Annotated in this window: 24 protein-coding genes and 1 riboswitch; of the genes, 13 read left to right on the forward strand and 11 right to left on the reverse strand. The window is 43.7% G+C overall.

Annotated features, from left to right (window positions below; all coding sequences use genetic code 11):
- Nucleotides 1-181: 181 nt before the first annotated feature.
- Both ACE1CD_RS04850 and ACE1CD_RS04855 read left to right on the forward strand, forming a co-directional pair.
- Complete coding sequence (locus ACE1CD_RS04850) at nucleotides 182-1,798, forward strand: DUF2079 domain-containing protein (protein ID WP_374821986.1); 1,617 nt, start codon at nucleotides 182-184, stop codon at nucleotides 1,796-1,798.
- A gap of 136 nt (nucleotides 1,799-1,934) precedes the next feature.
- A complete protein-coding gene (locus ACE1CD_RS04855) occupies nucleotides 1,935-3,125 on the forward strand; it encodes a glycosyltransferase family 4 protein (RefSeq protein ID WP_374800498.1) in 1,191 nt (396 codons plus the stop codon).
- Between the two features lie 248 nt (nucleotides 3,126-3,373).
- Here ACE1CD_RS04855 and ACE1CD_RS04860 read toward each other — a convergent pair whose 3' ends face one another.
- From ACE1CD_RS04860 to ACE1CD_RS04875, 4 genes are all read right to left on the reverse strand, one after another.
- Entirely contained in the window at nucleotides 3,374-3,688 is a 315-nt protein-coding gene (locus ACE1CD_RS04860) for a hypothetical protein (RefSeq protein ID WP_374800500.1), read from the reverse strand.
- Between the two features lie 155 nt (nucleotides 3,689-3,843).
- Nucleotides 3,844-4,356: an ankyrin repeat domain-containing protein gene (locus ACE1CD_RS04865; RefSeq protein WP_374800502.1), complete on the reverse strand. Its 513-nt coding sequence runs from the start codon at nucleotides 4,354-4,356 to the stop codon at nucleotides 3,844-3,846.
- Between the two features lie 400 nt (nucleotides 4,357-4,756).
- Entirely contained in the window at nucleotides 4,757-5,926 is a 1,170-nt protein-coding gene (locus tag ACE1CD_RS04870; protein ID WP_374821989.1) for an IscS subfamily cysteine desulfurase, read from the reverse strand.
- 489 nt (nucleotides 5,927-6,415) lie between these two features.
- Nucleotides 6,416-7,489 carry a WD40 repeat domain-containing protein gene (locus tag ACE1CD_RS04875; RefSeq protein ID WP_374821992.1) on the reverse strand — a complete coding sequence of 358 codons (1,074 nt, stop codon included), beginning with the start codon at nucleotides 7,487-7,489 and terminating at the stop codon, nucleotides 6,416-6,418.
- Nucleotides 7,490-7,583: 94 nt separating this feature from the next.
- On the opposite strand from ACE1CD_RS04875, the gene ACE1CD_RS04880 reads away from it, so the two are divergent.
- Together ACE1CD_RS04880 and ACE1CD_RS04885 are read left to right on the forward strand one after the other, a co-directional pair.
- The gene (locus tag ACE1CD_RS04880) at nucleotides 7,584-8,465 is read left to right on the forward strand and encodes an FAD-binding domain-containing protein (protein ID WP_374821995.1); all 882 of its coding nucleotides are present in this window, start codon (nucleotides 7,584-7,586) and stop codon (nucleotides 8,463-8,465) included.
- A 268-nt stretch (nucleotides 8,466-8,733) separates the two neighbouring features.
- Nucleotides 8,734-9,153 (forward strand): hypothetical protein, encoded by a 420-nt coding sequence (locus ACE1CD_RS04885; protein WP_374821998.1) that lies wholly within the window; start codon nucleotides 8,734-8,736, stop codon nucleotides 9,151-9,153.
- A gap of 175 nt (nucleotides 9,154-9,328) precedes the next feature.
- Here the strand turns inward: ACE1CD_RS04885 and ACE1CD_RS04890 are convergent, their stop codons facing one another.
- Nucleotides 9,329-11,677 carry an ATP-binding protein gene (locus ACE1CD_RS04890; RefSeq protein ID WP_374822001.1) on the reverse strand — a complete coding sequence of 783 codons (2,349 nt, stop codon included), beginning with the start codon at nucleotides 11,675-11,677 and terminating at the stop codon, nucleotides 9,329-9,331.
- 571 nt (nucleotides 11,678-12,248) lie between these two features.
- Complete coding sequence (locus ACE1CD_RS04895; RefSeq protein ID WP_374822003.1) at nucleotides 12,249-12,512, reverse strand: hypothetical protein; 264 nt, start codon at nucleotides 12,510-12,512, stop codon at nucleotides 12,249-12,251.
- 77 nt (nucleotides 12,513-12,589) lie between these two features.
- Here ACE1CD_RS04895 and argF point away from each other — a divergent pair, with 77 nt between their 5' ends.
- The 5 genes from argF (at nucleotide 12,590) to ACE1CD_RS04920 (ending at nucleotide 16,636) form a co-directional block, all read left to right on the forward strand.
- On the forward strand, nucleotides 12,590-13,513 hold the full coding sequence (argF, locus tag ACE1CD_RS04900; protein WP_374822054.1) for an ornithine carbamoyltransferase: 924 nt from the start codon (nucleotides 12,590-12,592) through the stop codon (nucleotides 13,511-13,513).
- Between the two features lie 305 nt (nucleotides 13,514-13,818).
- The gene (gene lexA / locus ACE1CD_RS04905; RefSeq protein ID WP_374800517.1) at nucleotides 13,819-14,454 is read left to right on the forward strand and encodes a transcriptional repressor LexA; all 636 of its coding nucleotides are present in this window, start codon (nucleotides 13,819-13,821) and stop codon (nucleotides 14,452-14,454) included.
- 116 nt (nucleotides 14,455-14,570) lie between these two features.
- Complete coding sequence (locus tag ACE1CD_RS04910) at nucleotides 14,571-15,812, forward strand: AmpG family muropeptide MFS transporter (RefSeq protein WP_374822005.1); 1,242 nt, start codon at nucleotides 14,571-14,573, stop codon at nucleotides 15,810-15,812.
- A gap of 83 nt (nucleotides 15,813-15,895) precedes the next feature.
- The gene (locus ACE1CD_RS04915; protein ID WP_374800521.1) at nucleotides 15,896-16,078 is read left to right on the forward strand and encodes a hypothetical protein; all 183 of its coding nucleotides are present in this window, start codon (nucleotides 15,896-15,898) and stop codon (nucleotides 16,076-16,078) included.
- A complete protein-coding gene (locus ACE1CD_RS04920; protein ID WP_374822008.1) occupies nucleotides 16,079-16,636 on the forward strand; it encodes a GNAT family N-acetyltransferase in 558 nt (185 codons plus the stop codon).
- 191 nt (nucleotides 16,637-16,827) lie between these two features.
- Here ACE1CD_RS04920 and ACE1CD_RS04925 read toward each other — a convergent pair whose 3' ends face one another.
- A complete protein-coding gene (locus ACE1CD_RS04925) occupies nucleotides 16,828-18,423 on the reverse strand; it encodes an IS1 family transposase (RefSeq protein ID WP_374822011.1) in 1,596 nt (531 codons plus the stop codon).
- Nucleotides 18,424-18,640: 217 nt separating this feature from the next.
- On the opposite strand from ACE1CD_RS04925, the gene ACE1CD_RS04930 reads away from it, so the two are divergent.
- The gene (locus ACE1CD_RS04930; protein WP_374800527.1) at nucleotides 18,641-19,399 is read left to right on the forward strand and encodes a HEAT repeat domain-containing protein; all 759 of its coding nucleotides are present in this window, start codon (nucleotides 18,641-18,643) and stop codon (nucleotides 19,397-19,399) included.
- Here ACE1CD_RS04930 and sipA read toward each other — a convergent pair.
- Nucleotides 19,388-19,630, reverse strand: a complete 243-nt coding sequence (sipA, locus tag ACE1CD_RS04935) for a regulatory protein SipA (RefSeq protein ID WP_374822013.1) — start codon at nucleotides 19,628-19,630, stop codon at nucleotides 19,388-19,390. The two genes, ACE1CD_RS04930 and sipA, sit on opposite strands and share 12 nt — an antisense overlap.
- Before the next feature lie 106 nt (nucleotides 19,631-19,736).
- Entirely contained in the window at nucleotides 19,737-20,840 is a 1,104-nt protein-coding gene (locus ACE1CD_RS04940; RefSeq protein WP_374822015.1) for a sirohydrochlorin chelatase, read from the reverse strand.
- Nucleotides 20,841-20,872: 32 nt separating this feature from the next.
- A riboswitch (cobalamin riboswitch) is annotated at nucleotides 20,873-21,008 on the reverse strand.
- 436 nt (nucleotides 21,009-21,444) lie between these two features.
- Between ACE1CD_RS04940 and ACE1CD_RS04945 the strand changes: the two genes are divergently transcribed.
- Entirely contained in the window at nucleotides 21,445-22,035 is a 591-nt protein-coding gene (locus tag ACE1CD_RS04945; RefSeq protein ID WP_374800533.1) for an alpha-ketoglutarate-dependent dioxygenase AlkB, read from the forward strand.
- Nucleotides 22,036-22,151: 116 nt separating this feature from the next.
- On the opposite strand, the gene ACE1CD_RS04950 is transcribed toward ACE1CD_RS04945, so the two are convergent.
- The gene (locus tag ACE1CD_RS04950; protein ID WP_374800535.1) at nucleotides 22,152-22,592 is read right to left on the reverse strand and encodes a nucleoside deaminase; all 441 of its coding nucleotides are present in this window, start codon (nucleotides 22,590-22,592) and stop codon (nucleotides 22,152-22,154) included.
- Nucleotides 22,593-22,641: 49 nt separating this feature from the next.
- Here ACE1CD_RS04950 and ACE1CD_RS04955 point away from each other — a divergent pair, with 49 nt between their 5' ends.
- Entirely contained in the window at nucleotides 22,642-22,809 is a 168-nt protein-coding gene (locus ACE1CD_RS04955) for a hypothetical protein (protein ID WP_374800537.1), read from the forward strand.
- Between the two features lie 137 nt (nucleotides 22,810-22,946).
- Nucleotides 22,947-23,165: a hypothetical protein gene (locus ACE1CD_RS04960; RefSeq protein ID WP_374800539.1), complete on the forward strand. Its 219-nt coding sequence runs from the start codon at nucleotides 22,947-22,949 to the stop codon at nucleotides 23,163-23,165.
- Between the two features lie 233 nt (nucleotides 23,166-23,398).
- Here ACE1CD_RS04960 and ACE1CD_RS04965 read toward each other — a convergent pair whose 3' ends face one another.
- On the reverse strand, nucleotides 23,399-23,581 hold the full coding sequence (locus tag ACE1CD_RS04965; protein ID WP_190463883.1) for a hypothetical protein: 183 nt from the start codon (nucleotides 23,579-23,581) through the stop codon (nucleotides 23,399-23,401).
- Between the last annotated feature and the right edge of the window lie 553 nt (nucleotides 23,582-24,134).

Below are 24,134 nucleotides of genomic sequence, written 5' to 3' on the forward strand. Positions count from 1 at the left end.
GCCCTTTGACTCCTACTTATAAGCTACCGTGTTCTGGCGATTTTCGTACCAAATTTTTGTTATTCTCTTTTTCACCTCTATCAAGAGATAGAAGTTATTTAACGAGCGATCTGTTCGAGGGGGTAGAATGCACTCTGGCGGCTTATACTAAGTGCGGAGTCTCGCAGAGAGTGGGTGAGGAATGCTGTTAAACTGGCGGAAGTATCCGTGGCTCTTGGTTGCACTCGGTAGTGCGATCGCATTCTTTGTGTTGGCCCTAACCTTAACCCTGCATCGACACTACACCTTTTATTCCTCCTACGACCAAGGCATTTTCAATCAAGTTTTCTGGAACGGCATTCACGGTCGCTTCTTTCAAAGCTCTCTCTCTTCGCAATTATCTACAAATGTCGTTCACAGTAACGATGTCCCGAATGTATATTACCATCGTTTAGGCCAACATTTTACACCCGCTCTTTTGCTGTGGATACCCCTATACGCTTTGTTTCCCTCCCCAGCAACTCTGACGGTATTGCTAGTAACTTTAGTTACTGCTGCCGGTCTGGTTTTGTACGTACTTGCCCGACTTTATGTTCAAGGGCCTATAGCTGCTGCGATCGCTGGTAGTTTTTACACGGCTAATGCGGTCGTCGGTCCGACTTTATGTAACTTTCACGACATTTGCCAAATTCCGCTGTTCGTGTTCGGATTGCTGCTGGCAATGGAAAAACGCTGGTGGTGGCTATTTGCGGTTCTCGCAGTTTTAATTTTAGCAGTACGGGAAGATTCTGGTGTAGGGTTGTTTGGTGTGGGAGTATACATGATACTCAGTAAGCGATATCCCCGCATCGGTCTTGCCGTCTGCGCTCTCAGCTTTGGGTACACGATTCTGCTCACCAATTTAATTATGCCGCTGTTTTCTGCGGATATTTCCGAGCGGTTTATGATCGAACGCTTCGGTCAATATGCTGATGGTGATTCGGCTTCTACTTTAGAAATTATCTGGGGAATGGTGAAGAATCCTTGGCGCTTGCTGGTAGAACTGTTTTCGCCTTTTCCTGAGACGATTAAATATCTGTTGGCCCAGTGGTTGCCTTTAGCTTTTGTGCCAGCTGTTTCCCCAGCAGCTTGGGCGATCGCAGGATTTCCTCTGCTCAAACTTTTTTTGGGTCGGGGGGAGTCTGTTTTGGCAATTAATATTCGCTATGCTATGACTGTAGTTCCGGGATTATTTTACGGAGCGATTCTTTGGTGGTCTCAGCATCCAGAAAAGTTTAAAAAGTTGTCTTTTCGCCGCTTTTGGGTAATCTGTATATGTATTTCATTATTTTTTACCATTACTTCTAATCCGAATCGAACTATATCTTTTCTGGTGCCGGATTCATTTAAGCCTTGGGTATATGTATCTTTGCCTCGCCAATGGCAGCACGCTGGTGAAATTTACTCATTATTGGCAAAAATCCCCCCAAATGCAAGTGTGGCAGCCACGACTTATATTGTGCCGCATCTTTCTGGCCGCCGCGAAATTATTCGCTTTCCAGGATTGCAGTTACGGAACGATAAACGGGAAGTTGTGAATGTGGAATATGCGATCGCAGATCTGTGGCAGTTACGCGAGTATCAAGTTGCCTTCAAGACCGATCGTCAAATATTAAAAGATAGCATTGTCGCGATCGATGGGGTATCTGGTAACCATCTATACGGAATTACCGATTTTAAAGATGGAGTTATTCTATTGCACAGAGGAGCGACGGACAATCCAGATGCAGTTGCGGCGTGGCTTACGTTCCGCCGAGAGATAGAAGCGATTTTAAAGTAAGCGGTGTAAGTGCTAGTTATATGTCTATGACATTTTTGACATATAAATAGATGTATTAGCTACAATTGTCATGCTAATAAGTATTGAGAAATGTGAAAATTAGTAAACATAAATTAAGTCTTCGGGATGGGCAGTAATGAAAATTCTGGTGTTGACTTGGGAATTTCCGCCTCGGATTGTCGGGGGAATTGCTCGTCATGTAGCGGAGCTGTATCCAGAAGTTGTCAAACTGGGGCACGAAATCCACCTAATTACATCAGAATTTGGGGAAGCACCTCTCTATGAAATTGTGGAAGGTATACACGTCCATAGGGTGCCGGTAGGTTGGAGTAACGATTTCTTCCACTGGGTAGCGAATTTGAACAATAGTATGGGCAGTCACGGCGGTAAGCTGATGTTGGAAGACGGGCCGTTCGATCTGATCCACGCTCACGATTGGTTAGTTGGAGATGCGGCGATCGCACTCAAGCATATTTTCAAAGTACCGCTGATTGCAACTATTCACGCTACGGAGTACGGTCGTTACAACGGTATCCACAATAACGATCAGCGCTACGTGAGCGGCAAAGAAAAGCTTCTCGTCTATAACGCTTGGCGGGTGATTGTTTGCAGCAACTATATGCGCCAGGAAGTAGAAAGAGCGCTACAAAGTCCTGCTGACAAGATAGATGTAATTTACAACGGCATTAGAGCCGAAAAGAAACCCCGCTTGCACGAATTTAACGCTTGGGATTTTCGTCGCCACTTTGCCAGGGATGAAGAAAAAATTGTTTACTACGTAGGTAGAATGTCTTATGAAAAAGGCGTTCCAGTGTTGCTGAATGCCGCCCCAAAGGTAATTTGGGAAATGGGAGGTAATGTTAGATTTGTGATTATCGGTGGCGGAAATACCAACCATTTGAAAACTCAAGCTTGGAATTTGGGGATTTGGGATAAATGTTGTTTCACCGGCTTTATGTCAGATGCGGATCTGGATAAATTCCAGACAGTTGCTAATTGCGCTGTTTTTCCGAGTTTATACGAACCTTTTGGGATTGTAGCTTTAGAAAGCTTTGCCGCTCGCGTGCCGGTGGTGGTTTCCGATACTGGCGGTTTGCCGGAGGTGGTGCGACATACCAAAACTGGTGTAGTGACTTGGACTAACAATTCTGATTCTTTGGCGTGGGGAATTCTGGAAGTTCTCAAAAATCCAAGTTATTCTCAGTGGTTGGTGGAAAATGCTTATGTAGACTTAGAACGGCGCTTTAGCTGGCCTAAGTTAGCGCAGCAAACAGAAGCGGTTTACAAGCAGGTGGTGGAGGAGCGATCGCAAGTTGTGTGGGATTAAACTACCTACACTCGCCCTATAAGAGGCTCTCTTGCTCTGAAGAAGTTTTAACCCCACCCATCTTTTCCAAACGGCTGACAGGCGATTTTAGAGGGTGTGTTTTCAAGTGCGATCGCTCTTTGTTTGTCTTAATTCAATTGGTACACCGCTGTTGAGATGGGTAGGCTTGGAGAGAAGCTAAAAAAGTTGATAGCCATAATGCTTATCCGCAGAGGCTTTCAGGCTTAGCGTAAGTTTCTGCACGATTGCTACCAAAACGCCTTTTCCAAAAATAATAGCTCGTTGCGGATATAAACTAAATTTTCCTTGGGGCGCAATATCCACCATTGAATAATATTAGATGAATTTGGGTCGTACATATCTGTTATTAGAGATGTATTTAATCCATCCCTACATATTCTCCGAAGTCCTTCTTTCCATTGATTTGAATATTGCTGTTGAGTCCAATAAGATAATGAAGAGTGGAAAAAGTCTCTAAATTCTCCGATGGCAAATTCCCCACTTTTTGTATTACTTACTTGGTAATCAGAAGATGAGCTTTGAATGAATTTAATATGAAACATTGTTAATCTCCAATTCGCTTTTGATTATGTAAATCATATGTACCGATTCGATTCCCTTGAAAATCAAATCTTCTCCATCCCTGCTGAACATAATTATTATTAATAACAGGCATACTGTAATATTTTTCTCCACGTTTATCATGCCAAAATACAGGTTACCCAAGTGAATAAGGTCGGAGTATATTAACAGCAGCCTCTTGACCATATTCATAGGCTAATGCTAGAGCATCCATATTTTTCATGGTATCGCTATTATACTTGACCTTGGCATCAATTCCACTTTCAATTAATAGTTGAATTATTTCTGTATAGCCTCGATGAGAAGCTAAAAATAGAATATTTTCTATGGAACCTCTATTGGTATCAATTATTGCCCCACAAGAAAGTAAATAACGAACAATATTTGCTTTGCCAGAATAGACGGCTGCCTGTATAGGGGTGAATAAACTACTAACACTTTCACAGTGGGTGTTAACATCCAGTCCTTGTGCAATAAGATATTCCACAATTTCTAATTTCCCTTCACTTGCAGCAAAATGTAGCCATGTACCAAACACAGTCGTCATGTATAAACGAGATTTATCTTCTTTTATTAATGCGACAAGTCGCTCTAAATCTCCTTGGCGGATTAAGTCACAAAATTCCTTAACAAGCGTTTTTTCTGCCATTTTATCTCCTATCTATTTGCAGCAATCGTTCCATATGTTTGGAGAGCTTATGTGGTCGAGGTGATTTAGTTTCGCCACGACCATCTGTTACCGTTAGCACTTGAGATGTTACCGGGTCGTAAGTGTAAGAAACGGGGGCAATGTTGGGATTGGTAAAGGATTTAAACTATCTAAGTGGAATGTAATCGCGTCTCCCTCGGCGTCTTGAGCTTTAAACTGATACCTGAAGGGCTGGTTGACCGCCGCCACTCTTTCAACAAAGCGCAGTTGTTATTATTCGGGAGACGTTTCGTTTTTAACCTGCAATTCCTCTCAACACCTCCCTATCGGGTAGGTGTGAGTTTCCTTGCGGGGATAGCTGAAACGATCGCAAATTGCAAATTTCCGATTACCGATTTACTTAGCCGACAAGGGAAGCTTGTTTGCGAAGACTGCGAATAGTAGCGATCGCATGATTGACTACTTTATCTAGATCATCTGCCGTATTAAATCTGCCAATGCCAAATCGAATTGAAGCATATGCGAGTTCTTCCGATCGTCCCAAAGCCGTGAGAACATGGGAGGGAGCAGTTTTAGCAGAAGTGCAAGCTGACCCGGAAGATACCGCGACTATCGGTTGCAATCCCAATGATAGCGCCGAGCCGTCTACATCTTCTACACTGATATTCAGGTTTCCCGGTAATCGCTTTGTGAGATGTCCGTTCAGAAAAATGTCGCCCAAGGGCGACAAATTTTCCCACAGGCGCTGACGCAAAGCGGTGAGGCGTTCCGTTTCCGAAGGCATTTCCGCGATTGCCAATTCTACAGCTTTCGCAAATCCAGCAATTTGAGGCACGTACAATGTACCCGAACGCATTCCCCGTTCGTGTCCGCCGCCATGTTGTTGAGGTGCTAACTTCACTCTGGGATTGCGGCGTCTGACGTAGAGTGCGCCGATACCTTTCGGGCCATAAATTTTATGGGCTGTTAGAGACATCAAATCAATTTTCATCGCCTCGACATCGAGCGGAATTTTGCCAATAGCTTGGGCGGCATCTGTGTGGAAAAGTATCTGGCGATCGCGACACATTGCGCCAATTTCTGCTATTGGTTGCAATACACCTATTTCGTTATTAGCAGCCATCACGGAAACTAAAATTGTATCCGGACGGAAAGAATTTTCCAATTCGGTTAAATCGATTAATCCATCTTTTTGTACTGGCAAGTATGTCACTTCAAATCCGAGGGATTCTAAATACTGGCAAGGGTCGAGAACGGCATTGTGTTCTGTTTGCACGGTAATGATATGACGCCCTTTTTGGAAATAAGCTTCCGCAATACCTTTGAGCGCTAAATTATTCGCTTCTGTAGCACCGCTGGTAAAAACAATTTCCTCTGGCGTTGCCTGAATTGCATCTGCTAAAATTTGCCTTGCTTGCTTAACAGCGGCTTCGGCTTCCCAGCCATAAACGTGGCTGTTACTGGCGGGATTGCCAAAATTTTCCGTAAAGTACGGAAGCATCGCAGCTAACACTCTTTCGTCGAGGGGTGTGGTAGCGTGGTTATCGAGATAAATGGGCCTGCGAGACATAGCGATCGACTCAAATTTAAACTTGTTTCTACAAAGATTCAGCTTCACTATTTTATAGTAGTTTTCTTGATTTAAAACGTGTAAATAAATCTCGCTCAAAACAGTGAAATTTTGATTAAATTTATCATAACATTTTTGAAAATTATCTTCACAAAAATTTACTATAATATCGTGTCCGCTTGCATCGGTACTACATAACTGATGGTCAAGATTATCTATGGGAGATCCGGGGTTAAATTTTTACCGCAGATGTAGGCGATAGCCTGACCGTAGGGTACGCAGATAAGAACGCATTTTTTTAGGAAACCGATGATATAGTACCCAAATAAAAAGTTTTATAATTACCAAAAAATTACAATACTAATAAGGCAAATTTTATTCTAAAAAAAATTCAAATGTTGTTTATTTTTAATCCCCATATTTCCAGGGCAATCGCCAGCAAAAATATCTCGAATAAGATGCGATCGCCCTAGATTGAGAAGTTTTTGCTTACGGCAATTGCCAAATTTTGATTGTCTTATCTCCAGCACCACTAGCACCACTGATTAGCGTTTTTCCATCCGGACTAAAAGCGACCGATCGCACTTGACCTGCATGACCGGAAAGCGTTTGCAACAAATCGCCAGTGTTAATATTCCAAAGTTTCACTTCATTGGATTTATCGCCACTGGCAATAGTCTTACCATCCGGACCGATCGCAACAGAAAAAACCGGGCTTCTATCGGTAATATCGCGCAGAATTTCTCCACTTGCCACATCCCAAACTTTTATAGTCGTATCTTCGGAACCGCTAACTAGAGTTTTGCCATCCGGAGTAAAAGCAACCGACCAAACAGCATAGTAAGTATGTCCGGAAAAACTCCGCAGCAGATTGCCAGTGCGAAGATGCCAAAGTTTAATTGTTAAGTCTTGATTGCCAGTGGCGAGAGTTTCTCCATCAGGACTAATAGCAACAGATAAAATCATGCCCGATCGCGGCGATAGAGTGCGCTCTAATTGTCCCGTTCTGAGATTCCAAATTTTGATTGTACCATCTCCACTGCCGCTCACCAAAGTTCTACCTTGAGAGTCGATCGCTACAGAATAAATTCCCCCAGAATGTCCGTAAAGACTGCGGCGCAGTCTGCCGGTGCGAAGATTCCAAATTTTGATTGTTTTGTCGCTACTGCCACTTACCAGAGTTTGACCGTCCGGACTGAAAGCAACTGATAAAACGGGAGCTTTATGTCCGGAAAGAGTGCTTTTGAGTTCACCGTTATCCAAATTCCAAAGTTTGATTGTGGTGTCGCTACTGCCGCTAGCAATAGTTTGACCGTCCGGACTAATGGCGATCGCTGCCACTCCCCCTGTATGTTCAGCCAAGGTTTTGGCTAAGGTAAAATTTGCTGAGGAAGTGTTTTGCGCTACCAGAGTCCCCTGTTTGGGGTGAAATTCCAGCGCCACTGTCCGCCCATAAATTTGAGTTCCGACTACTGCCAACACCAGCAGAGGAATACTAACACGCAGATGATTTTGAAGTTTTTTCAAGCCGATCGATCCTGCACATCTGGGAAGAAGAGGCATAATCTGTCTCCAAACAATCAACACAAAGCAGTTTAATCACTTTTGCGAACAGAAGCAAAAGGACAAGCGAACAAATAACAACCAACAAGCAACAATGAACAGCGAAAAATTACCAAAAACTAAAGATATGCGACGCGAATTTAGCAGCCGCGATGAGTTGCTTGTTTACCTGCGAGAGCAATTTCCCGCAGCAGCAGCACGGGATAACCGCATCAGCGAGACAGCAGGCGGACGCAAAGCCGCCGAGAAAGTGCTGCAAAAAGTAGACCCCCCACGTTATGCCAAATCGCGCAATTTTCTGACTGGTGCGGTAACGCGCCTATCTCCCTACCTTCGCTACGGCGTTCTCACTTTAGCAGAAGTGCGCGATTTCGTGTTAGATAAGGTCAAAAATCGAGACGAAGCCACCAAATTGATTAACGAACTCGGCTGGCGCGATTATTGGCAACGGTTGTACGCTCAATTAGGGGATGAAATCTGGAAAGACCGAGAATCATACAAAACCGGCTACTCTGTCAAAGAGTACGCCAACACTATACCTGATGAGGTCGCCGCCGGAACTACAGGTTTAGTTTGTATGGATAGTTTCAGCCGCGACTTGCGGGAAACTGGCTACTTACACAATCACGCACGGATGTGGATGGCTGCTTACATAGTGCATTGGCGGCGCGTTGCTTGGCAAGTTGGTGCAAAATGGTTTCTAGAACATTTGCTAGATGGCGACCCTGCCAGCAATAATCTTTCTTGGCAGTGGGTAGCCAGCACTTTTAGCCACAAACCTTACTTTTTCAACCGCGAGAATTTGGAACGTTACACGGAAGGAGTTTATTGTCGCCAATGTCCTTTTTACGGTCATTGCGATTTTGAAGGTAGTTACGAAGAACTGGAAAAGCGCTTGTTCCCAAAAGCCCAACCTTTTGAAAATCGCAGCGGTAGCCAAAGTTGGCAGCGAGGGAAAAAAGGAGGTCGGGGTTAGAAAGTCAAAAGTTAAAAGTCAAAGTTCAAAAGTTAGAAGAAAAAAGGCACTCAGGTTAAAATGACTGATAGATATCTTCACCAAATAATCTCAATTTCTTTTACATTCGTAGGTGTGAAGCATTTGGGCGACAATTTATGTTGGATCGCCTAGATTTTATGTCCAAATGTTTCACCTACCAATCCAAATACACCATTGGTGATAATTTATTTGGAGGATAAGTCTGATGAAAAATCAACAATTAACTATTCGCAACTAACAATTAACAATGAGCAATAAATCGATCGTCTGGGTGCATGGTGATTGTCTGAGTCCCTATGGCCCAGCACTAAAACAATGCCCCGATGTAGCGGCGATTTGGGTTTGGGATGATAAGCTATTGGCAGAATGGCAAATCCGTCTCAAACGCATCGCATTTATCTATGAATGTTTGCTAGAATTGCCGGTGGTTATCCGTCGCGGTAATGTGGCAGATGAAGTAGTCGCTTTTGCGAAGGAACATAACGCGGATTTGGTTGTGACGGCAGAAAGTCCCAGTCCTCGGTTTGATACTATTTGCAAAGAAATTGAGCGTTCTGTGGCGATCGAAGTCTTGGCGATCGAGCCATTTTTCGACTACGATGGCTACATTGATTTGAAACGCTTTTCCCGCTACTGGAAAGTAGCCGAACAGTATGTTTTTGAATAAGCCATCTTATCATAAATTGGCGAAGATGAACATTTTAATCTCAAAAACGTACCTGTAGTTACTACAGTTTACAAAATAAATTTGGACTTTGAAAGTTCTCTTGACTCAGTGGTTAAATTTGCTTGTTCCTCGTTCCCAGATTCTACCTGGGAACGAGAAATAGGAGAGATATAATTCAACAAGCTGTACACTGGTGGAGAGTAGGCTGTTGCTCGATGGGAATTTCGATCGCAAACTCTGTTCCTTGTCCCGATACAGAAATACATCGGATTTGACCTTTGTGAATTTCAGTCACAATTTGATGGCTAATAGACAATCCCAAACCTGTGCCTTTACCTGCTGCTTTAGTTGTAAAAAATGGGTCGAACAAGCGAGATACTACGCTCTCCGGTATACCTGGGCCATTATCTTTAATACGAATGACGATATGAAAGTCATCTAACATTTCAGTCCGAATTAAAATCATGTTGGGATTGCGTTCGATATCGGCATATTTCCGCGTCGAGTTATATTCATCGAAGGCATCGATCGCATTAGCTAAAATATTCATAAATACTTGATTCAATTGTCCGGAATAGCACTCAATAAGCGGTAAGTCCCCATATTCTTTAATCACTTTAATAGCAGGACGTTTGCATTGTTTTTTCAAACGATGTTGCAAAATTGTCAAAGTGCTATCTAAACCTTCATGAATATTCACAGGCTTTGCATATGTTTCTTCTACCCGCGAAAAGTTGCGTAGCGACTGCATGATATCCCGGATGCGATCGGTTCCAAATACCATAGACGAGAGCATTTTGGGCAAATCTTCACTTATAAAATCGATGTCTATTTGAGCGGCGTGTTCTTCAATTTCAACTGGGGGATTAGGATAGATGCTACGATAAAGTTCGAGATGTTTGAGCAAATCGTTGGTGTAACGAATACCGATATGTAAATTGCCGCAGATGAAGGCAACAGGATTATTAACTTCATGAGCGATCCCAGCCACAAGTTGTCCTAAATTGGAAATTTTTTCTGTGTGAATGAGTTGAGATTGGGTGGTTTTGAGTTTGTGCAAACTGCGTTCTAATTCTTCTGCTTTTTCTTTTGCTTCGGCGTAGAGTTCGGCTTGGTTAATAGCGATCGCCAATTGATTCATTACAGCAGAAAGCAGTTCTACTTCACTATTATTCCAAGGTCGAGCCACTTCGGTACGAACGCAATTAATCACGGCGATCGCACCATTGAGAGAGCGGGTCGGCATTGCTAAAATTGAACTAAAACCGAGAGAAGAAAGCAGATGTTTCCATTCAGGCTCACTGACATTTTCTACATCATCAATTTGCAATATTTCCAAGCGTAATAGCTGCTCTGCCAAAGCACCTATTTTGCGTGCCTTATAGCGTCCTCTTAAGTCAGGTAATTCTGAATGGCGAGCTTCTTTCTCTACATCCCAATAAGGTTCTGATGTCTCGTGTAAATACCAAACAAATTGGCAGCGATCGAGCAGTAAAAATTCCTGGATTTCTTGTACTGCCGTTTCGATTACGGTATTGAAATCTAAAGAATTACGGATTTGGCTAGTCAGGCGATTTAACAGTTTTTCTCGCTGAACTTGTTGGGTTAATTCAACTTCTGCCTTGACGCGACAAGTAATATCAGTCGCTGTACCGATTAGACCGATATTCTGTCCGTTTATATCTCGCAAAGGCGTTGCTTTATTTTCAAAAATTACACTGCCAAAATCGGTTATCCAGCTTCCTTCCGCACCAGCCAAAACATGGTTAATTTGCTCTAAAATATCCGGTCGATCGGCATACAAGTCAAACACCGATTGTCCGACTACCTCTCCTGGCTTTTTGCCTATTGCTTCTAACCCTTTACCTTCCGAGACGATAAAAACTCCGTTGTTATCGATCGCATACAAAATTATCGGAGTATTCGTTATTAGTGCTTTTAAATGTTCTTGACTTTCTCTCAGAGCTATTTCGCTTTGCCTGCACTCGTAAATGTTAGCTATTAAAGCCTCTACTTCTTCCTCTTTACTAGGAAAAAAATCCGCATTTTTGTGAAAATTATTATTTTTATTTTCAACAATAAGATTTTTTTCGGCAAATAATATCAGTCCTCCAAAGTCACCTTTTTTTAAAGGATTTTTGCCGTAATCATCCTGAATATCGGAGTAACTTTTCACATACCAAGGTTGAGCTTCCCACTTGATTTTATAGCGGCTGTCTGATTTTTCCTGCGGTAATTCTTCCTCCCATATATGGACTATTCCTGTCTGGCAACGCTGATAAATTTCTTGCCAGTGTTCCGGGTCGCCTCCATAAACTTGATAGTGAGATTCGCCAATAATATTTCCCTCTTTAAGTTGGTAATCTTTTAACCAACGTTTGCTGACTTTGACATAGCGCATCTGCGAGTCAAGGATGGCAATTGCCGCTGGTGCATTTTCTATAACTTGCTCAAACAGTTCTTCATAAGGTAGCCGGATCTTATGATATTCAGTCTCCTGCTTTGTTAGCGCTTTATAAGTCATGATGTTATCTTTGGAGATTGGTAAATGGATTTTCTATTTGGGTTTTGAACCAAATAAAATGCACCCCATCTTTAAAAAGATTCTTTTTATGTCTTAAGCTATAGGTATTTATTCTGTTCTCTGTCTTTAGACAGATTTATTTAAGGCTAGGAACTGGAAAAGCTTGTCGTCCATTCCCTAGCTTTGTAATGGATGTTTATTTCTTCGTTTACTTGTTTATTGAAGTAAAATTTGAGCATCTTTTTGAGCATCTTTTTATGTAAAAATGTGATTGGCGATCGGCATTATGAAACAGGAGCGGCTATGGGCAGTACCGTTACGTGAAAAAATTTTTTGTAAAATGGACAACTTATCGCCCATATGGTAAACATGCTACCGGGTGGGAAAGACAAGCGTGAAAAGTCAAAAGCGAAAATTCCTTTTTTCAGTTTCTGGCTGTTCCTTAATCCCGATTACCCTTTTAAATAACTGCTGTGTTAAGTATAATACCAAATTTAGTTGCACGGTTGTGCTAGAGTACGATTTTTTTAGAAGCAGGGTAAAAGAGCCAAAAGTATATCAAATAATAATCTCAAGCGTAAATTACCTCGCCATCTCCCGGAAAGCGGTCTCCACCAAAAGAGATCGATCGCTCACCATAGGTCGCTAGCTGCGTACTCCTGTTGTGAGGTTTGCAGACACATTCCAGGCTAATGGCAAAATATGCGATCGCTTTTGACGGCAATCGGTTCCAGCCTATTTTGTCTTGCCTGTAAAGCCATTCTGCTTCCGCAAGAGCGAATCTGCCTGGGAAAGGCGTCGCGAATAGGCGTACCAATCCGGTGAAACAGCGCATATTTTTGTGCCTTTGTGGTTGAAAATTTTACCAATATACTCGAAAGGCCAATTTGATCTTAACGATCGGATATGAACATGGAAACATTGAAAGGACGAGATTTACTGAGTCTGGCAGACCTGAGTGCAGACGAGTTACACGAACTCCTGCAACTGGCAGCGCAGATGAAAGCAGGAAAGGTAAACTGGCGGTGTAACAAAGTTTTAGGGTTGCTGTTCTACAAAGCTTCCACTCGAACGCGGGTGAGTTTTTCAGTGGCGATGTACCAATTGGGAGGTCAGGTAATCGACCTCAATCCCAATGTCACCCAAGTGAGTCGGGGAGAACCTTTGGCGGATACGGCGCGAGTTCTCGATCGCTATCTGGACATTTTGGCGGTGAGGACATTTGACCAGAAGGATCTGCAACTATTTGCTGACTGTGCCAAGATTCCCGTGATCAACGCTCTCAGCGACACAGAACATCCCTGTCAAGTTTTAGCAGATCTATTAACCGTTCAAGAATCCTATGGCTCAGTCAAGGGTGTGACTTTGGCTTATTTAGGCGATGGCAATAACATGGCAAATTCCCTGATTTTGGGTTGCGCGATGATGGGGATGAATGTAAGGGTTGCTACACCGCCGGAATACCAGCCAGATATTGCCATTGTAGAACAGGCACGAGCTATTGCGGGCGATCGCACGGAAGTGATGCTGACAGATGACCCCATTGCGGCGGCAAAAGGTGCTTGCGTGCTTTACACCGATGTCTGGGCTAGCATGGGTCAGGAGGATTCCGCTAGTAGCCGCATACCGATTTTTCAACCTTATCAGGTCAATCAAGAATTGTTGAGCATTGCTGACAAACACGCGATCGTTCTTCACTGTCTACCCGCTCACCGTGGTGAGGAAATTACCGATGAAGTAATCGAAGGTTCCCAGTCAATGGTTTGGGATCAGGCAGAAAATCGAATGCACGCGCAAAAGGCGCTGCTTGCTAGTTTACTAGGGGCTGACGATTAAGGAAAAGTCAAAAGTCAAAAGTCAAAAGTCAAAAAAAAGAAGATGATTTAGCACCAAGACAGAGTTGTGGCGATTCACGCTTGAGTTATTTGGAATGATTGACTTTTGGCTTTTGGCTTTCAGGATAAATTCGTCCTCAAACCCGGTTTCTCAATCCTTGTTGCGAAAGGACACCCTCTTTAAAAAGAGACTGGACAGATTGGGGGTTTTAATAGTACGAATGTTCTAAGAGGAAAAGTTATGAGTTATGAAATTAAAACTCATAACTCATAACTGATAACTTGTAACTCTGTCCCTAGCGTATTATGGAAACTCTCACAGAAGCTCAAAAGGAACTGTACGACTGGCTGGTGGAGTACATTCGCCAGCATCAATATGCTCCTTCGATTCGACAAATGATGCTGGCGATGAACCTAAAGTCGCCCGCACCGGTACAAAGTCGTCTGGAACATTTGCGAAAAAAAGGATACATTGAATGGTCTGATGGAAAAGCCCGCACGATTAAGATACTGCAACAGCGTTCGGAAGGTGTGCCGATTTTGGGTACGATCGCAGCTGGCGGTTTGGTGGAACCGTTCACCGATGCAGTAGAAAGACTGGATATTTCCACTGTGTTACTGCCAGACAAAACTTTTGCACTGCGGGTAGTCGGCGACAGCATGATCGAAGAGCTGATTGCAGAAGGGGATGTGGTGATGATGCGACCGATATCAGATCCAAATCTGGTCAAAAACGGCACAATTGTAGCGGCAAGGGTAGAAGGAAAGGGTACTACCCTGAAACGCTTCTACAAGAGGGGCGATCGCATCACCCTCAAACCTGCCAATCCCAAATACACCCCCATTGAAGCTCAAGCCGATCAAGTGCAGGTACAAGGCGTATTGGTTGGTGTCTGGCGCGGTTACGATCCACCCGCCAAATCATCAAGCAGGCGAAGATAGGTATCTCTCCGGACAGATGTTCTTTCTTGTGGGAAGATAACACAAAGTCTACAAGTGTTGTGTAATCGCTCGTGAAATCAACTCTCTCTTTTCTAAAAGTTTTTGGGAGCCGCAAAATGGCGGCTCTTTTATTATTGGGATTTTCGGCGGGAATGCCCTTGTTCATGACAGGCACTACTCTGCAACCTTGGATGAAGGAACAAGGCGTAGATCTCAGTACCATTGGGTTCTTTAGTTTAGTGGGTTTGCCCTACTCGTTGAAGTTTCTGTGGTCGCCTTTACTCGATCGGTTTGTGCCCCCATTTTTGGGAAGGCGTCGCGGCTGGATGTTTTTAACGCAATTGCTTCTAGTATTGGCGATCGCAACTCTCGCTATCCAAAAACCGGCCCAAGCGCTACAATTCGTAGCTCTCAACGCTGTATTGATTGCTTTCTTCAGCGCCACGCAAGATATCGCTATTGACGCATATCGCACGGACGTTCTGGAAAAACTAGAACTCGGAGCTGGTGTAGGAGTTTACGTTTTAGGTTATCGCATTGCGCTGCTAGTCACAGGTTCGCTGGCATTTATCCTTGCCGATCGTCTGCCTTGGCCTGTAGTTTATTTATTGATGGCTGCTTTTATGGCGATCGGTTTGGCTGCTTCGATTTTCGCACCAGAACCCGTCTCGGACAACATCCGACCGCCATCATTAGAAGAAGCGGTAATATTGCCATTTTTAGAATTTTTCCAGCGTAACGGTTGGTTGCAAGGTGCATTAATTCTGTTATTCATCGTTTTCTACAAATTCGGCGATTCTTTACTTAGTAATATGTCCAGGCTGTTTTTGCTCGATGTTGGCTTTACCAAAACCGACATTGGCGCAATACAGGGTGGTATGGGTCTGGTGGCGACGATTGTGGGAACTCTAGCAGGTGGCGCAATTCTCAGCAAAATCGGAATTAATCGATCGCTTTGGTTATTCGGTGGCTTGCAAGCATTAAGTAACTTGGGTTATTTTGGCATATCGCAGCTAGGCCAAAATTATCAGATGTTAGTGCTGACTATTAATATCGAAAACTTCTGTGGGGGATTGGGAACAGCAGCTTTTCTGGGCTTTTTGACCACTCTTTGCAACCAGCGCTTTTCTGCTACTCAGTATGCTTTGCTTTCTAGCTTTATGGCTTTCAGTCGCGATATCTTAGTGGCACCAGCCGGTTCGATCGCACAAAGCACTGGTTGGTCTGTATTTTTCCTCATCACCATTGCAGCGTCTTTACCCGGTTTGCTGTTGCTGCCGGTGTTCGCACCCTGGAATCCTGAGCCTGTGGCAATGCCAAGACCCGGACTGGATGATAAGCCTGATTTCGATGCTTAGCTGTAAACTAAAAGAGAGAGCGTTACAATTCTTGAAAAATCTCTCAGCAATTTACCTTTAGCTAGGTTTATCCAATCCCAAACATGGCTTTCTTCCGTGCATACGTAACTCCGTTTTTGATTTTGCTGGTATTTTTAGTGGCTTTGGTAGCCGTCAGCGCTCGGATCTTTTTGCCCTCCGATATGGCTGCACCGGCACCGATTGAGGAGGTGGGTGCTGTTGATACACTGGGGTGGGCCATGCCTACCCGATTGGCTGAGCTATAAATGCTAATCCTCCCAGACTATCAGCTTTATGTTGGGTCAAGTTTGGATCGAGCGGTGCTGGTAAAGTTTATGCAGCAAACTTACCAGGAGCTTTTTCCTGGTGGCAATATTTCCCATTTGGCTGATACTGTCGATCGATATTTTTCCAAAGATACGCCGCTTTGGTTAGTGGAATTTTTAGATAAGGGGGAAGACAATCCCGACCAACTTCCCAGTCATCAAAATTTTTCGTTGTCTTCCCCCCGTAGCGGGGGGATTGAGGGGGGTAAGGAGAAGCGAGGATACTCGCATCGGGTAGCTTGCTTGTGGATGGGTAATGCGATCGATCAGGTTTCTGGCGATCGTCATGCCCATATTTTTTTGCTTTACGTGCTGCCAAAACATCGCCGTCAGGGTATCGCTACAGCTCTGATGCGCCTGGGTGAGGAGTGGGCCAAAGCAAGGGGCGATCGCCAAATTGGTCTTCAGGTATTTCTTGTCAACCAACCTGCTGTGAATTTATACAGCAAGTTGGGCTACCAAACACACTCCCTTTCGATGGTTAAACCTATCTTATAGTTCATATAGCTAGGGGGTAGGGTGTCGGGGAAGAAGTGTCTACAATCAAATGTTTCAGGAATTAAGAACATCCTAACATGAGCGGTTGCTATATTTCATAGTCGATCGCTAATGGCTAATTGTTCGTGGCGATTAACTATTAGCCATTCTCTTTAAACTATGAACTATCAACTACGACACCGACAACAGTCTTACCTTTTTTTGCCACGTCCAAAGCCTTTAGATGGTTTCTTAAGTTTGCTCTTGGAACCTTTTGATTTAGGGGTGAAGATTTCATCAACAGGCTTTGGTTCTTCTGTCTCAGACTTCGGCTGAACTTTTTCCTCCACAGAAGCAGTCCAAACAAATTGTCTGCCGCAGTTTTTGCAAAGGTACTTTTGTTTGTCCTTTTGACGGCCATTTTTGCGAACATCAGTAGAGTCACATTTCGGACAAGTAACTGTAAGGTTGTTGCTTTCCGATGCTTCGCTCTCTGATTTTGGCAATGTTTTTACTTCAGAAACTGCCAATTCTGACCCATCATTTGTGGCTGTTTGATTTAACTCTTCTCCTTGTTCTTCTCCTTGTTCTTCTTGTCCAGCTAAATCTTCTTTTTCGACAACAGGTACGGCATCTTGAATTTCTGCTGCTGCCGTTACCGCTGCGGTGATGGCTGCTTCATTTTCCACAGGTGCAGTAGCTAAGCTTAAATCTGCTTGCTGAGTTTCTGAGGCAGAGACATCATCAGTTTCAACAACTGTTGTGTCAGTTTGATTTGATTCTACTGGTTGCGTTTCTGGCGCAACTAAATCCTCTGTTTTGACAACTGTTGTTTCGATTTGATTTGATTCTACTGACTGAGTTTCTGGGGCAGAGACATCATCAGTTTCAACAACTGTTGTGTCAGTTTGATTAGATTCTACTGGTTGCGTTTCTGGCAGAACTAAATCTTCCGCTTCGACAACGATTGTTTCGATTTGACTTAAGTCTACTGACTGAGTTTCTGGGGCAGATTCATCATCAGTTTCAACAACTGTTGTGTCAGTTTGATTAGATTCTACTGGTTGCGTTTCTGGCAGAACTAAATCTTCCGCTTCGACAACGATTGTTTCGATTTGACTTAAGTCTATTGACTGAGTTTCTGGGGGAGAGACATCCTCAGTTTCGACAACGATTGTTTCGATTTGACTTAAGTCTATTGACTGAGTTTCTGGGGGAGAGACATCCTCAGTTTCGATAACGATTGTTTCGATTTGACTTAAGTCTATTGACTGAGTTTCTGGGGGAGAGACATCCTCAGTTGGGACAAATGTTGTTGTCGGAACTTCACTTAAGTTAACAGGGGTTTCTGGGTGAGGGACAGCTGACTTATTTTCAACACTTACCTCTGTCAGCGTTGGTGCTTGAGTAACTAAATTTTGAGTGACGGGAGGAGGAGGTGGCGTCCAGTTGGGGTCAGGTTCGGGAATTTTAGGCGCTATAATAAGCGGTGCGGTTATTTTGTGGTTTGCTAAGCGGCTGATGCGATCGCCTATATTTTCTTGAATGTTATAGGTCGGTGGCAGGACGGTATGCTTAGAAACCGCTGCACGCACTAGCGCCGCCGCGTGTTCTGACGGATCTGGGCTTGGCCCTGGATCGGGTGTAACAAAAGATGACTGTGCCACCTGTGCTGTATTGACATTAGGCACTGACGGTACGGGAAGCGGCTGATGCACCAATCGATTGAATCGCTCATGTTGCCCCTGCGGGGGAGCGAATCGGATCGCACGAGCTAGCTGCCGATAGGGTTCTAAGTGATCTGTCACATTACACTCCTGCGCTTGAGGGTCTTAATTGAATGAGCCCTTTATGTGGTGTAATATACCAAATTTAAGTTTTGTATATTAAAAAACTGCGTTATAATTTTAAGTTTCTTAACTTTTCTGAGATGCTGAGCCTGCCTGACGGCACCCTACACCCCACACCCAATCCCCACCGCGAAAAAACTGGTGGGATTGGCTCTGATTAAGGTAGTTTACAGTTATGTATGACGATGACGACCTAACCCTACTAGATCCAGAGATTGACTTAGAAAGTCCCCTCGATCGACTGGAACCTCTGGAAGAAACAGAAGTTGCCAAGCCAGATCCAGAGGCAATGCTGGCGCTGCTGACGGCACAAGATACGCAGCAACGGATGATCGCGACGCGGGCTTTCTGCGAACTTCAGGACGATCGCGCTATCCCGCATTTGATTTGCTTACTGACAGATCCGTGTCCTTTGGTGCGGGTGAGTGCAGCTTATGCACTGGGAAGAAACCCCAGTCCAGATGCGGTTGAGCCTTTAATCTCCCAGCTAAATCGGGATTGGAATGGCTATGTTCGTAAAGGCATTGTCTGGGCCTTGGGAAATTGTCGCGATCGCCGTTCTTTGCCACCTCTGATCGACGCCCTCAAAACAGATATTTCTGCGGTGCGTTTGTGGGCTGCTAGCGGTTTGGCACAAATGGCTGAGGTAAGCTACGAATCAGTAATAGCGGGAGTACCGCCGCTGATTGAAGCTTTAATTCAAGATCCGGTCGCTGCTGTACGCAGTAACTGTGCCTGGGCGTTGGGACAACTTTGCCGGGAACTGCCTTCTAATGTTGTTTATGCTGGTGCGATCGACGCTCTCATTATGGCGCTAGAAGAAGATGTCGATATGGGAGTCAGAGAAGATGCCAAAGCTTCTCTGTTGAGAGTTGGCGATCCTCGCGGACTGCAAGTGATTGAAGGGCTGCAACAGGAAGGATTAGTAGGTTGAGTCGGTGATTTCTGATTCGATCGACTCAATGTACTGGCTATCCATTAGGAACGCTCCTCTAGCAAAGCGAACGCCCCAATAACCCCCCGGACGGCGATCGATCACTATCCCTTCTTCGCCAAGGCGAATCACGTCGCGAGGACGCAGCATTGGCATTGGTTCGGCTGTTTTGACGTAAGGTGGTAATGCCACCACTCGGACTTTTTCACCAACAGTAAATTCTTTAGTCATCGGTCAGCGGTCAGTGGTCAGTGGTCAGTAGCAAATTTCAAATTTTAGATTTCAAATTTCAGATTTAAATACAATCCAAAATCCAAAATCCAAAATCCAAAATCTCTTAGGGTGCTTGCCAAATTTTTTGATGATATTGTTCTAAATCTGCATAAGGGTCAACGGCGGGGTGGTCATGGTCATGGCTGTGGTTATGATGACTGTGGTGTCCGTGATGGTGGTCATGTTCGTGGGCGTGATTATGGGCAGAATCATCGTGAGAGCGATCGTGAGAATGGTGATGGCCATGTCCGTGTCCGTCATGGAAACGATCGTGGGCGTGAGAATGTCCGTTGCTGGAGGAATTAAATGCTAAGCGGAACTTACACATTTCGCAGTTCATCTGCACTTGACCTAGCTGAGTTTCAATTTCCCGTTCTCGTAATACCCTGAAAAGTTGGGGATGAAGCCCCATTTCCGGTAAGCAAGTCATGGCAATATCGGGATATTGCTCTTGCTGTTGGGCGGTGATATCGAAAATCTTTTTAACCAGAAGTCCGGTGAAGAGGAAGTACGGTAAAACTATAATCCGTTTGGGTTGGTAGAGTCTGGCGCGACGGAAACCTTCTTCCAAACGGGGATGAGTAATGCCGATAAAGCAAGTTTCGACTGTCAGATAACCGCTGCCTTCCCAAAGGATGCGGGCGAGTTTGTATACGTCGCCGTTGGCATCCGGGTCGCTGGAACCTCGACCGACAAATAGGAGGACGGTATCTTCTCGCTTCCACTCCGGTCGATCGAGTTCGGCAAGGCGCTGACCCCACAATTCTAATATTCCTGGGGTCACGCCAAAATGACGCCCGTAGTGAATCTTTAGCTGGGGATGCCTTTGTTTTGCCCGGTCTAATTCGTTGGTGATGTCAAACTTGTTGTGTCGAGCTGCAAATAAAAGTATTGGCAAGGCTGAAAGTTCGGTATAGCCTTGTTCGACGCACTTGTCTATACCCTCTTGGATTGTAGGGCCGGTCAGTTCCAGAAAGCAGGGTACGACGGGACGAGAGGTGTCCAAAGCTTGATAGGCGGCGGCAAATTCTAGAAAACTCTGCCTTCCATCATCATCTCTGCTGCCGTGACCGATCGCCAGTAGAGGACGTTGCAGCGGCAGAGGTGGCAATTCTTTGGACTGGGAGTTAGATACAGAAGTCGGATTGGATGAATTGGGAGCAAACATTAATATAATCCCTTCCTGTGCGAGGCAGGAAATTATGGTGGACAGTTGCAGGTAGGCATTCTGGCTTACGAAGCAGTTGACGCTCGCTTACAGCTGCCGCACAGCCTCGGAGTTACACCGAAGTTTCCCTACTGTGTTAACTTTCAGACACGCTTTGATATATTAACCGATCGCGCTGCTGCCCAAAATGCGGGGGAGGGGGAGTAAGTCAAAAGTCAAAAGTCAAAAGTCAAAAGTTAAAAGCAAAGAAGATGGGGATATGGGGGAGAAGAAAAAATTTTCCTGGCAAGCAACTACTGGCAAGATCTCCCAAAGAGGGAAATTTCAATCCCCACGCTCGTATAATTCTCACCTGGGATAATGGAGTGAACCTTTTCGTGTAGCATATGCAACAATCATATTAATGCCATCAAAATTGAAAAACTTTTTTTTGTGCCTCAATTTCAAGTATGGATTCGTCTGTATGTCCCGGTAGTCAATGGATTTATCAAGCCTCGCCAAATGGTACAATGTCAATTTCCTTAAGTCCTGTTCCGGCTTGGTTATCGGAATATAAAGGAATGCCATTGACATACAGAACAGAGTAGTATTTTCAGATTGAGTAATGATGTTGGAAGTTCCTGGCCTTAAGTGCATTTGCGATTACATTAGCGCGGCTGAACAATGTCAATTATTGGATAAGATCGATCGCCAAGTCTGGTCAACTGAATTAAAAAGAAGAGTTCAGCATTACGGTTACAAATATAATTATCAAAAACGCTCGATTGAATCATCGCTGTATCTGGGCGATATACCGGATTGGTTACTGAGTATTGCCAAACAACTTTATCGAGAAAATTTAACAGAAACTTTACCGGATCAACTAATTATTAACGAATACGAACCCGGTCAGGGAATAGCTGCACATATCGACTGCGTACCCTGTTTTGGTGAAACGATTATTTCATTAAGTTTGGGGAGTGTTTGCGTGATGGACTTTACTCACAGCCAAACGAAACAAAAAATACCAATTTTACTATTGCCGGGAAGTTTGCTTATCTTACAGAAACAGGCTAGATCCGAATGGCAACACAGTATTGCACCTCGTAAGAAAGATAAGTATGAAGGCAAGGAATTTGTAAGAACGAGAAGGATATCTCTGACGTTTAGAAAAGTTTTAGGCATTACCGATCGAACGCAAAAGCAATTACTTTAAGCACTTGCTCAGTGCAATTGCGATCGCTTCGATCTGTGCCTCGCTAAAAATCTACATCTTCATCTGTGTTCATCTGTGTTCATCTGTATTCATCTGTGGTAAAAATTCCCCAAAAATTATTTTTCAGATCCACTCTTAAACAATTCTAGAGATTCGGCTTTTAAAATACCTTTTGTAACGGGAATTTTCCTAAATCCTTTGGCAATGATTTCTTCGCAAGGTAAATCAATTTGAGGAATGCCACAGGCAATTAAATCTTGAATAGAAGCACCGTAAACAATTTCTGATATGCCTGTCCAAATACAGGCTGTGGCACACATAGGACAAGGCTCGCAAGAGGTATATAAGGTATAGCCTTGGAGAGAGTAATTGCCAATTTTGGCGGTTAAACGACGAATGGCGTTGATTTCTGCGTGGGCGGAGGGGTCTTTATCTCGCTTGACGGTGTTATGGGCGGCGATCGCTATTTTGCCATCTTTGACTATCACCGTACCAAAGGGAAAGTCGCCTTGCTTTGCTTGCTCGATCGCCATCTTCATCAAATCTTCGTGATTCATATCGTTAGAGTTACTGGTAATTCAGGATTCGTGCAGGAGAAATACGGATATGGTAACGCTGAAAGAGGCAAAAGACAGCCAAGTTTCCGTATTTTCCCTTAAGCTACTTCGCTTGTCTCCTAGATATACTACGTTTATGGCTGACTTTTTTAAGGTCGGTAAAAAAACAGACGCGATCTCCGATCGACATCCCTTACCAACCCTATTTTTCCTGTGATTGCGATCGAGATCGCTTAAATAATGGATCTGCATCGGTAAAGTGGACAGGGAAATATCACAATTTCTTTACAGATCGATCGCTTTCCACTTCAGAAGCTTGAAACATAATAAAATCATCGAGTTCAAGCAAAAGCGATGTTTAATCACATTAATCTTCTTCCAACTGGCCTGTTCGAGTTATTTGCTGAAGCTACCAGTTCTGGACGCATAACTCTTGCGGATCGCTACGGATTAATGGCAGCACTTTTGCAAAATAGTTTAAGCGAAGAAGAACAAAGCATCCTCGATCGAGTACTGTACGGAGTGCGTCGGGGACGGCTGCGAGTGGTGAATGAGATTTCTAATGTGGAGTAAATCAAATGAATTCATCCAGTTGACATCAAAGGAAAAGATTGATAAAAGTCGCTAAAGTTCTCAATGGGCTGCGAGAGGGAAGCTCTGTTATTCAAAATAAATACAAATTAAAGCCCTTGAATTACTCTATCAGGGGCTTTAATTTTGTTTTTCGCTAAAGACTTTGGAGATCGATCGGCAATATCAAAATTGTGAAAAATTTTACATTTCAAAATTTTTACCTTAAATACTGTCTAGCTAGTAGTTAAGGCAGAGCGATCGATCAGCTGTTTAATTGTCGGTCTATAGGGTTGAGTAGATGCGACAACCTCTGTGAGATCCGGCATTTCTTGCCAGCAGTGGGAACAAAACCAGTAAACGCGGCTATGTCTAATATGGCGCAGTAACTGATTCGAGCAACACAGACACTTAGTCATAACATTCCTCCAGCTAAATATAGACTGTATAGTTTGTAATCTTTCTCGTTATTGGCAAACCATTGTTTATTCAAATTTGTAGCTCTACTCTAGGTTCTACAAATGCTAATACTTTGCCACTTAGTGGCTCCTATAAGGAATCAGATCGCCTAAGTAACTTTCTGGAAAAAAAGGAAACTCCAGTACAATAGAGAGAATTTTTGCTTATTGGTAACATTTGTTATAAATCCTAGTATTTTATACTCTGGTGAAAAGTTGTAGATTAAAACATCAGCAGGTTTAATTGCTTGTGGTTAAAAGAAAATCAGCTCTATTGGTTTAACTTGTGAAATTAAGTATAACCAACCATTGAGCCGCTCCTGTTTTGAGATTAAACCAACAATGTGGAGATCCCGCGCAGAAACTTTTTTTTGTCTATTAAATATCAAACCACGCTAGCTGAGATTTTTCTGTTAAAAAGATCACAATTTATTAAAAAAAATCTGAAAAACAAAATTGCTCGTCCAAAAGTTCGATCGAAGTGCTGAGGTTTAGACGAAATCGGCAAACAGTT

Source organism: Aerosakkonema sp. BLCC-F183 (assembly GCF_041929145.1).
GTDB lineage: Bacteria > Cyanobacteriota > Cyanobacteriia > Cyanobacteriales > Aerosakkonemataceae > Aerosakkonema.

Excerpts from the sequence above, each read along its gene's own strand:
- ACE1CD_RS04930 (WP_374800527.1), top strand. The coding sequence starts at position 18,641 with ATGTATGACGATGACGACCTAACCCTACTAGATCCAGAGATTGACTTA.
- ACE1CD_RS04870 (WP_374821989.1), bottom strand. The coding sequence starts at position 5,926 with ATGTCTCGCAGGCCCATTTATCTCGATAACCACGCTACCACACCCCTC.
- ACE1CD_RS04875 (WP_374821992.1), bottom strand. The coding sequence starts at position 7,489 with ATGCCTCTTCTTCCCAGATGTGCAGGATCGATCGGCTTGAAAAAACTT.
- ACE1CD_RS04920 (WP_374822008.1), top strand. The coding sequence starts at position 16,079 with ATGCTAATCCTCCCAGACTATCAGCTTTATGTTGGGTCAAGTTTGGAT.
- ACE1CD_RS04965 (WP_190463883.1), bottom strand. The coding sequence starts at position 23,581 with ATGACTAAGTGTCTGTGTTGCTCGAATCAGTTACTGCGCCATATTAGA.
- ACE1CD_RS04955 (WP_374800537.1), top strand. The coding sequence starts at position 22,642 with ATGGTAACGCTGAAAGAGGCAAAAGACAGCCAAGTTTCCGTATTTTCC.
- ACE1CD_RS04885 (WP_374821998.1), top strand. The coding sequence starts at position 8,734 with ATGAGCAATAAATCGATCGTCTGGGTGCATGGTGATTGTCTGAGTCCC.
- ACE1CD_RS04890 (WP_374822001.1), bottom strand. The coding sequence starts at position 11,677 with ATGACTTATAAAGCGCTAACAAAGCAGGAGACTGAATATCATAAGATC.
- ACE1CD_RS04945 (WP_374800533.1), top strand. The coding sequence starts at position 21,445 with ATGATGTTGGAAGTTCCTGGCCTTAAGTGCATTTGCGATTACATTAGC.
- ACE1CD_RS04865 (WP_374800502.1), bottom strand. The coding sequence starts at position 4,356 with ATGGCAGAAAAAACGCTTGTTAAGGAATTTTGTGACTTAATCCGCCAA.
- ACE1CD_RS04855 (WP_374800498.1), top strand. The coding sequence starts at position 1,935 with ATGAAAATTCTGGTGTTGACTTGGGAATTTCCGCCTCGGATTGTCGGG.
- ACE1CD_RS04960 (WP_374800539.1), top strand. The coding sequence starts at position 22,947 with ATGTTTAATCACATTAATCTTCTTCCAACTGGCCTGTTCGAGTTATTT.
- ACE1CD_RS04850 (WP_374821986.1), top strand. The coding sequence starts at position 182 with ATGCTGTTAAACTGGCGGAAGTATCCGTGGCTCTTGGTTGCACTCGGT.
- ACE1CD_RS04915 (WP_374800521.1), top strand. The coding sequence starts at position 15,896 with ATGGCTTTCTTCCGTGCATACGTAACTCCGTTTTTGATTTTGCTGGTA.
- ACE1CD_RS04880 (WP_374821995.1), top strand. The coding sequence starts at position 7,584 with ATGAACAGCGAAAAATTACCAAAAACTAAAGATATGCGACGCGAATTT.
- ACE1CD_RS04940 (WP_374822015.1), bottom strand. The coding sequence starts at position 20,840 with ATGTTTGCTCCCAATTCATCCAATCCGACTTCTGTATCTAACTCCCAG.
- ACE1CD_RS04910 (WP_374822005.1), top strand. The coding sequence starts at position 14,571 with ATGGCGGCTCTTTTATTATTGGGATTTTCGGCGGGAATGCCCTTGTTC.
- argF (WP_374822054.1), top strand. The coding sequence starts at position 12,590 with ATGGAAACATTGAAAGGACGAGATTTACTGAGTCTGGCAGACCTGAGT.
- lexA (WP_374800517.1), top strand. The coding sequence starts at position 13,819 with ATGGAAACTCTCACAGAAGCTCAAAAGGAACTGTACGACTGGCTGGTG.
- ACE1CD_RS04895 (WP_374822003.1), bottom strand. The coding sequence starts at position 12,512 with ATGCGCTGTTTCACCGGATTGGTACGCCTATTCGCGACGCCTTTCCCA.
- sipA (WP_374822013.1), bottom strand. The coding sequence starts at position 19,630 with ATGACTAAAGAATTTACTGTTGGTGAAAAAGTCCGAGTGGTGGCATTA.
- ACE1CD_RS04860 (WP_374800500.1), bottom strand. The coding sequence starts at position 3,688 with ATGTTTCATATTAAATTCATTCAAAGCTCATCTTCTGATTACCAAGTA.
- ACE1CD_RS04950 (WP_374800535.1), bottom strand. The coding sequence starts at position 22,592 with ATGAATCACGAAGATTTGATGAAGATGGCGATCGAGCAAGCAAAGCAA.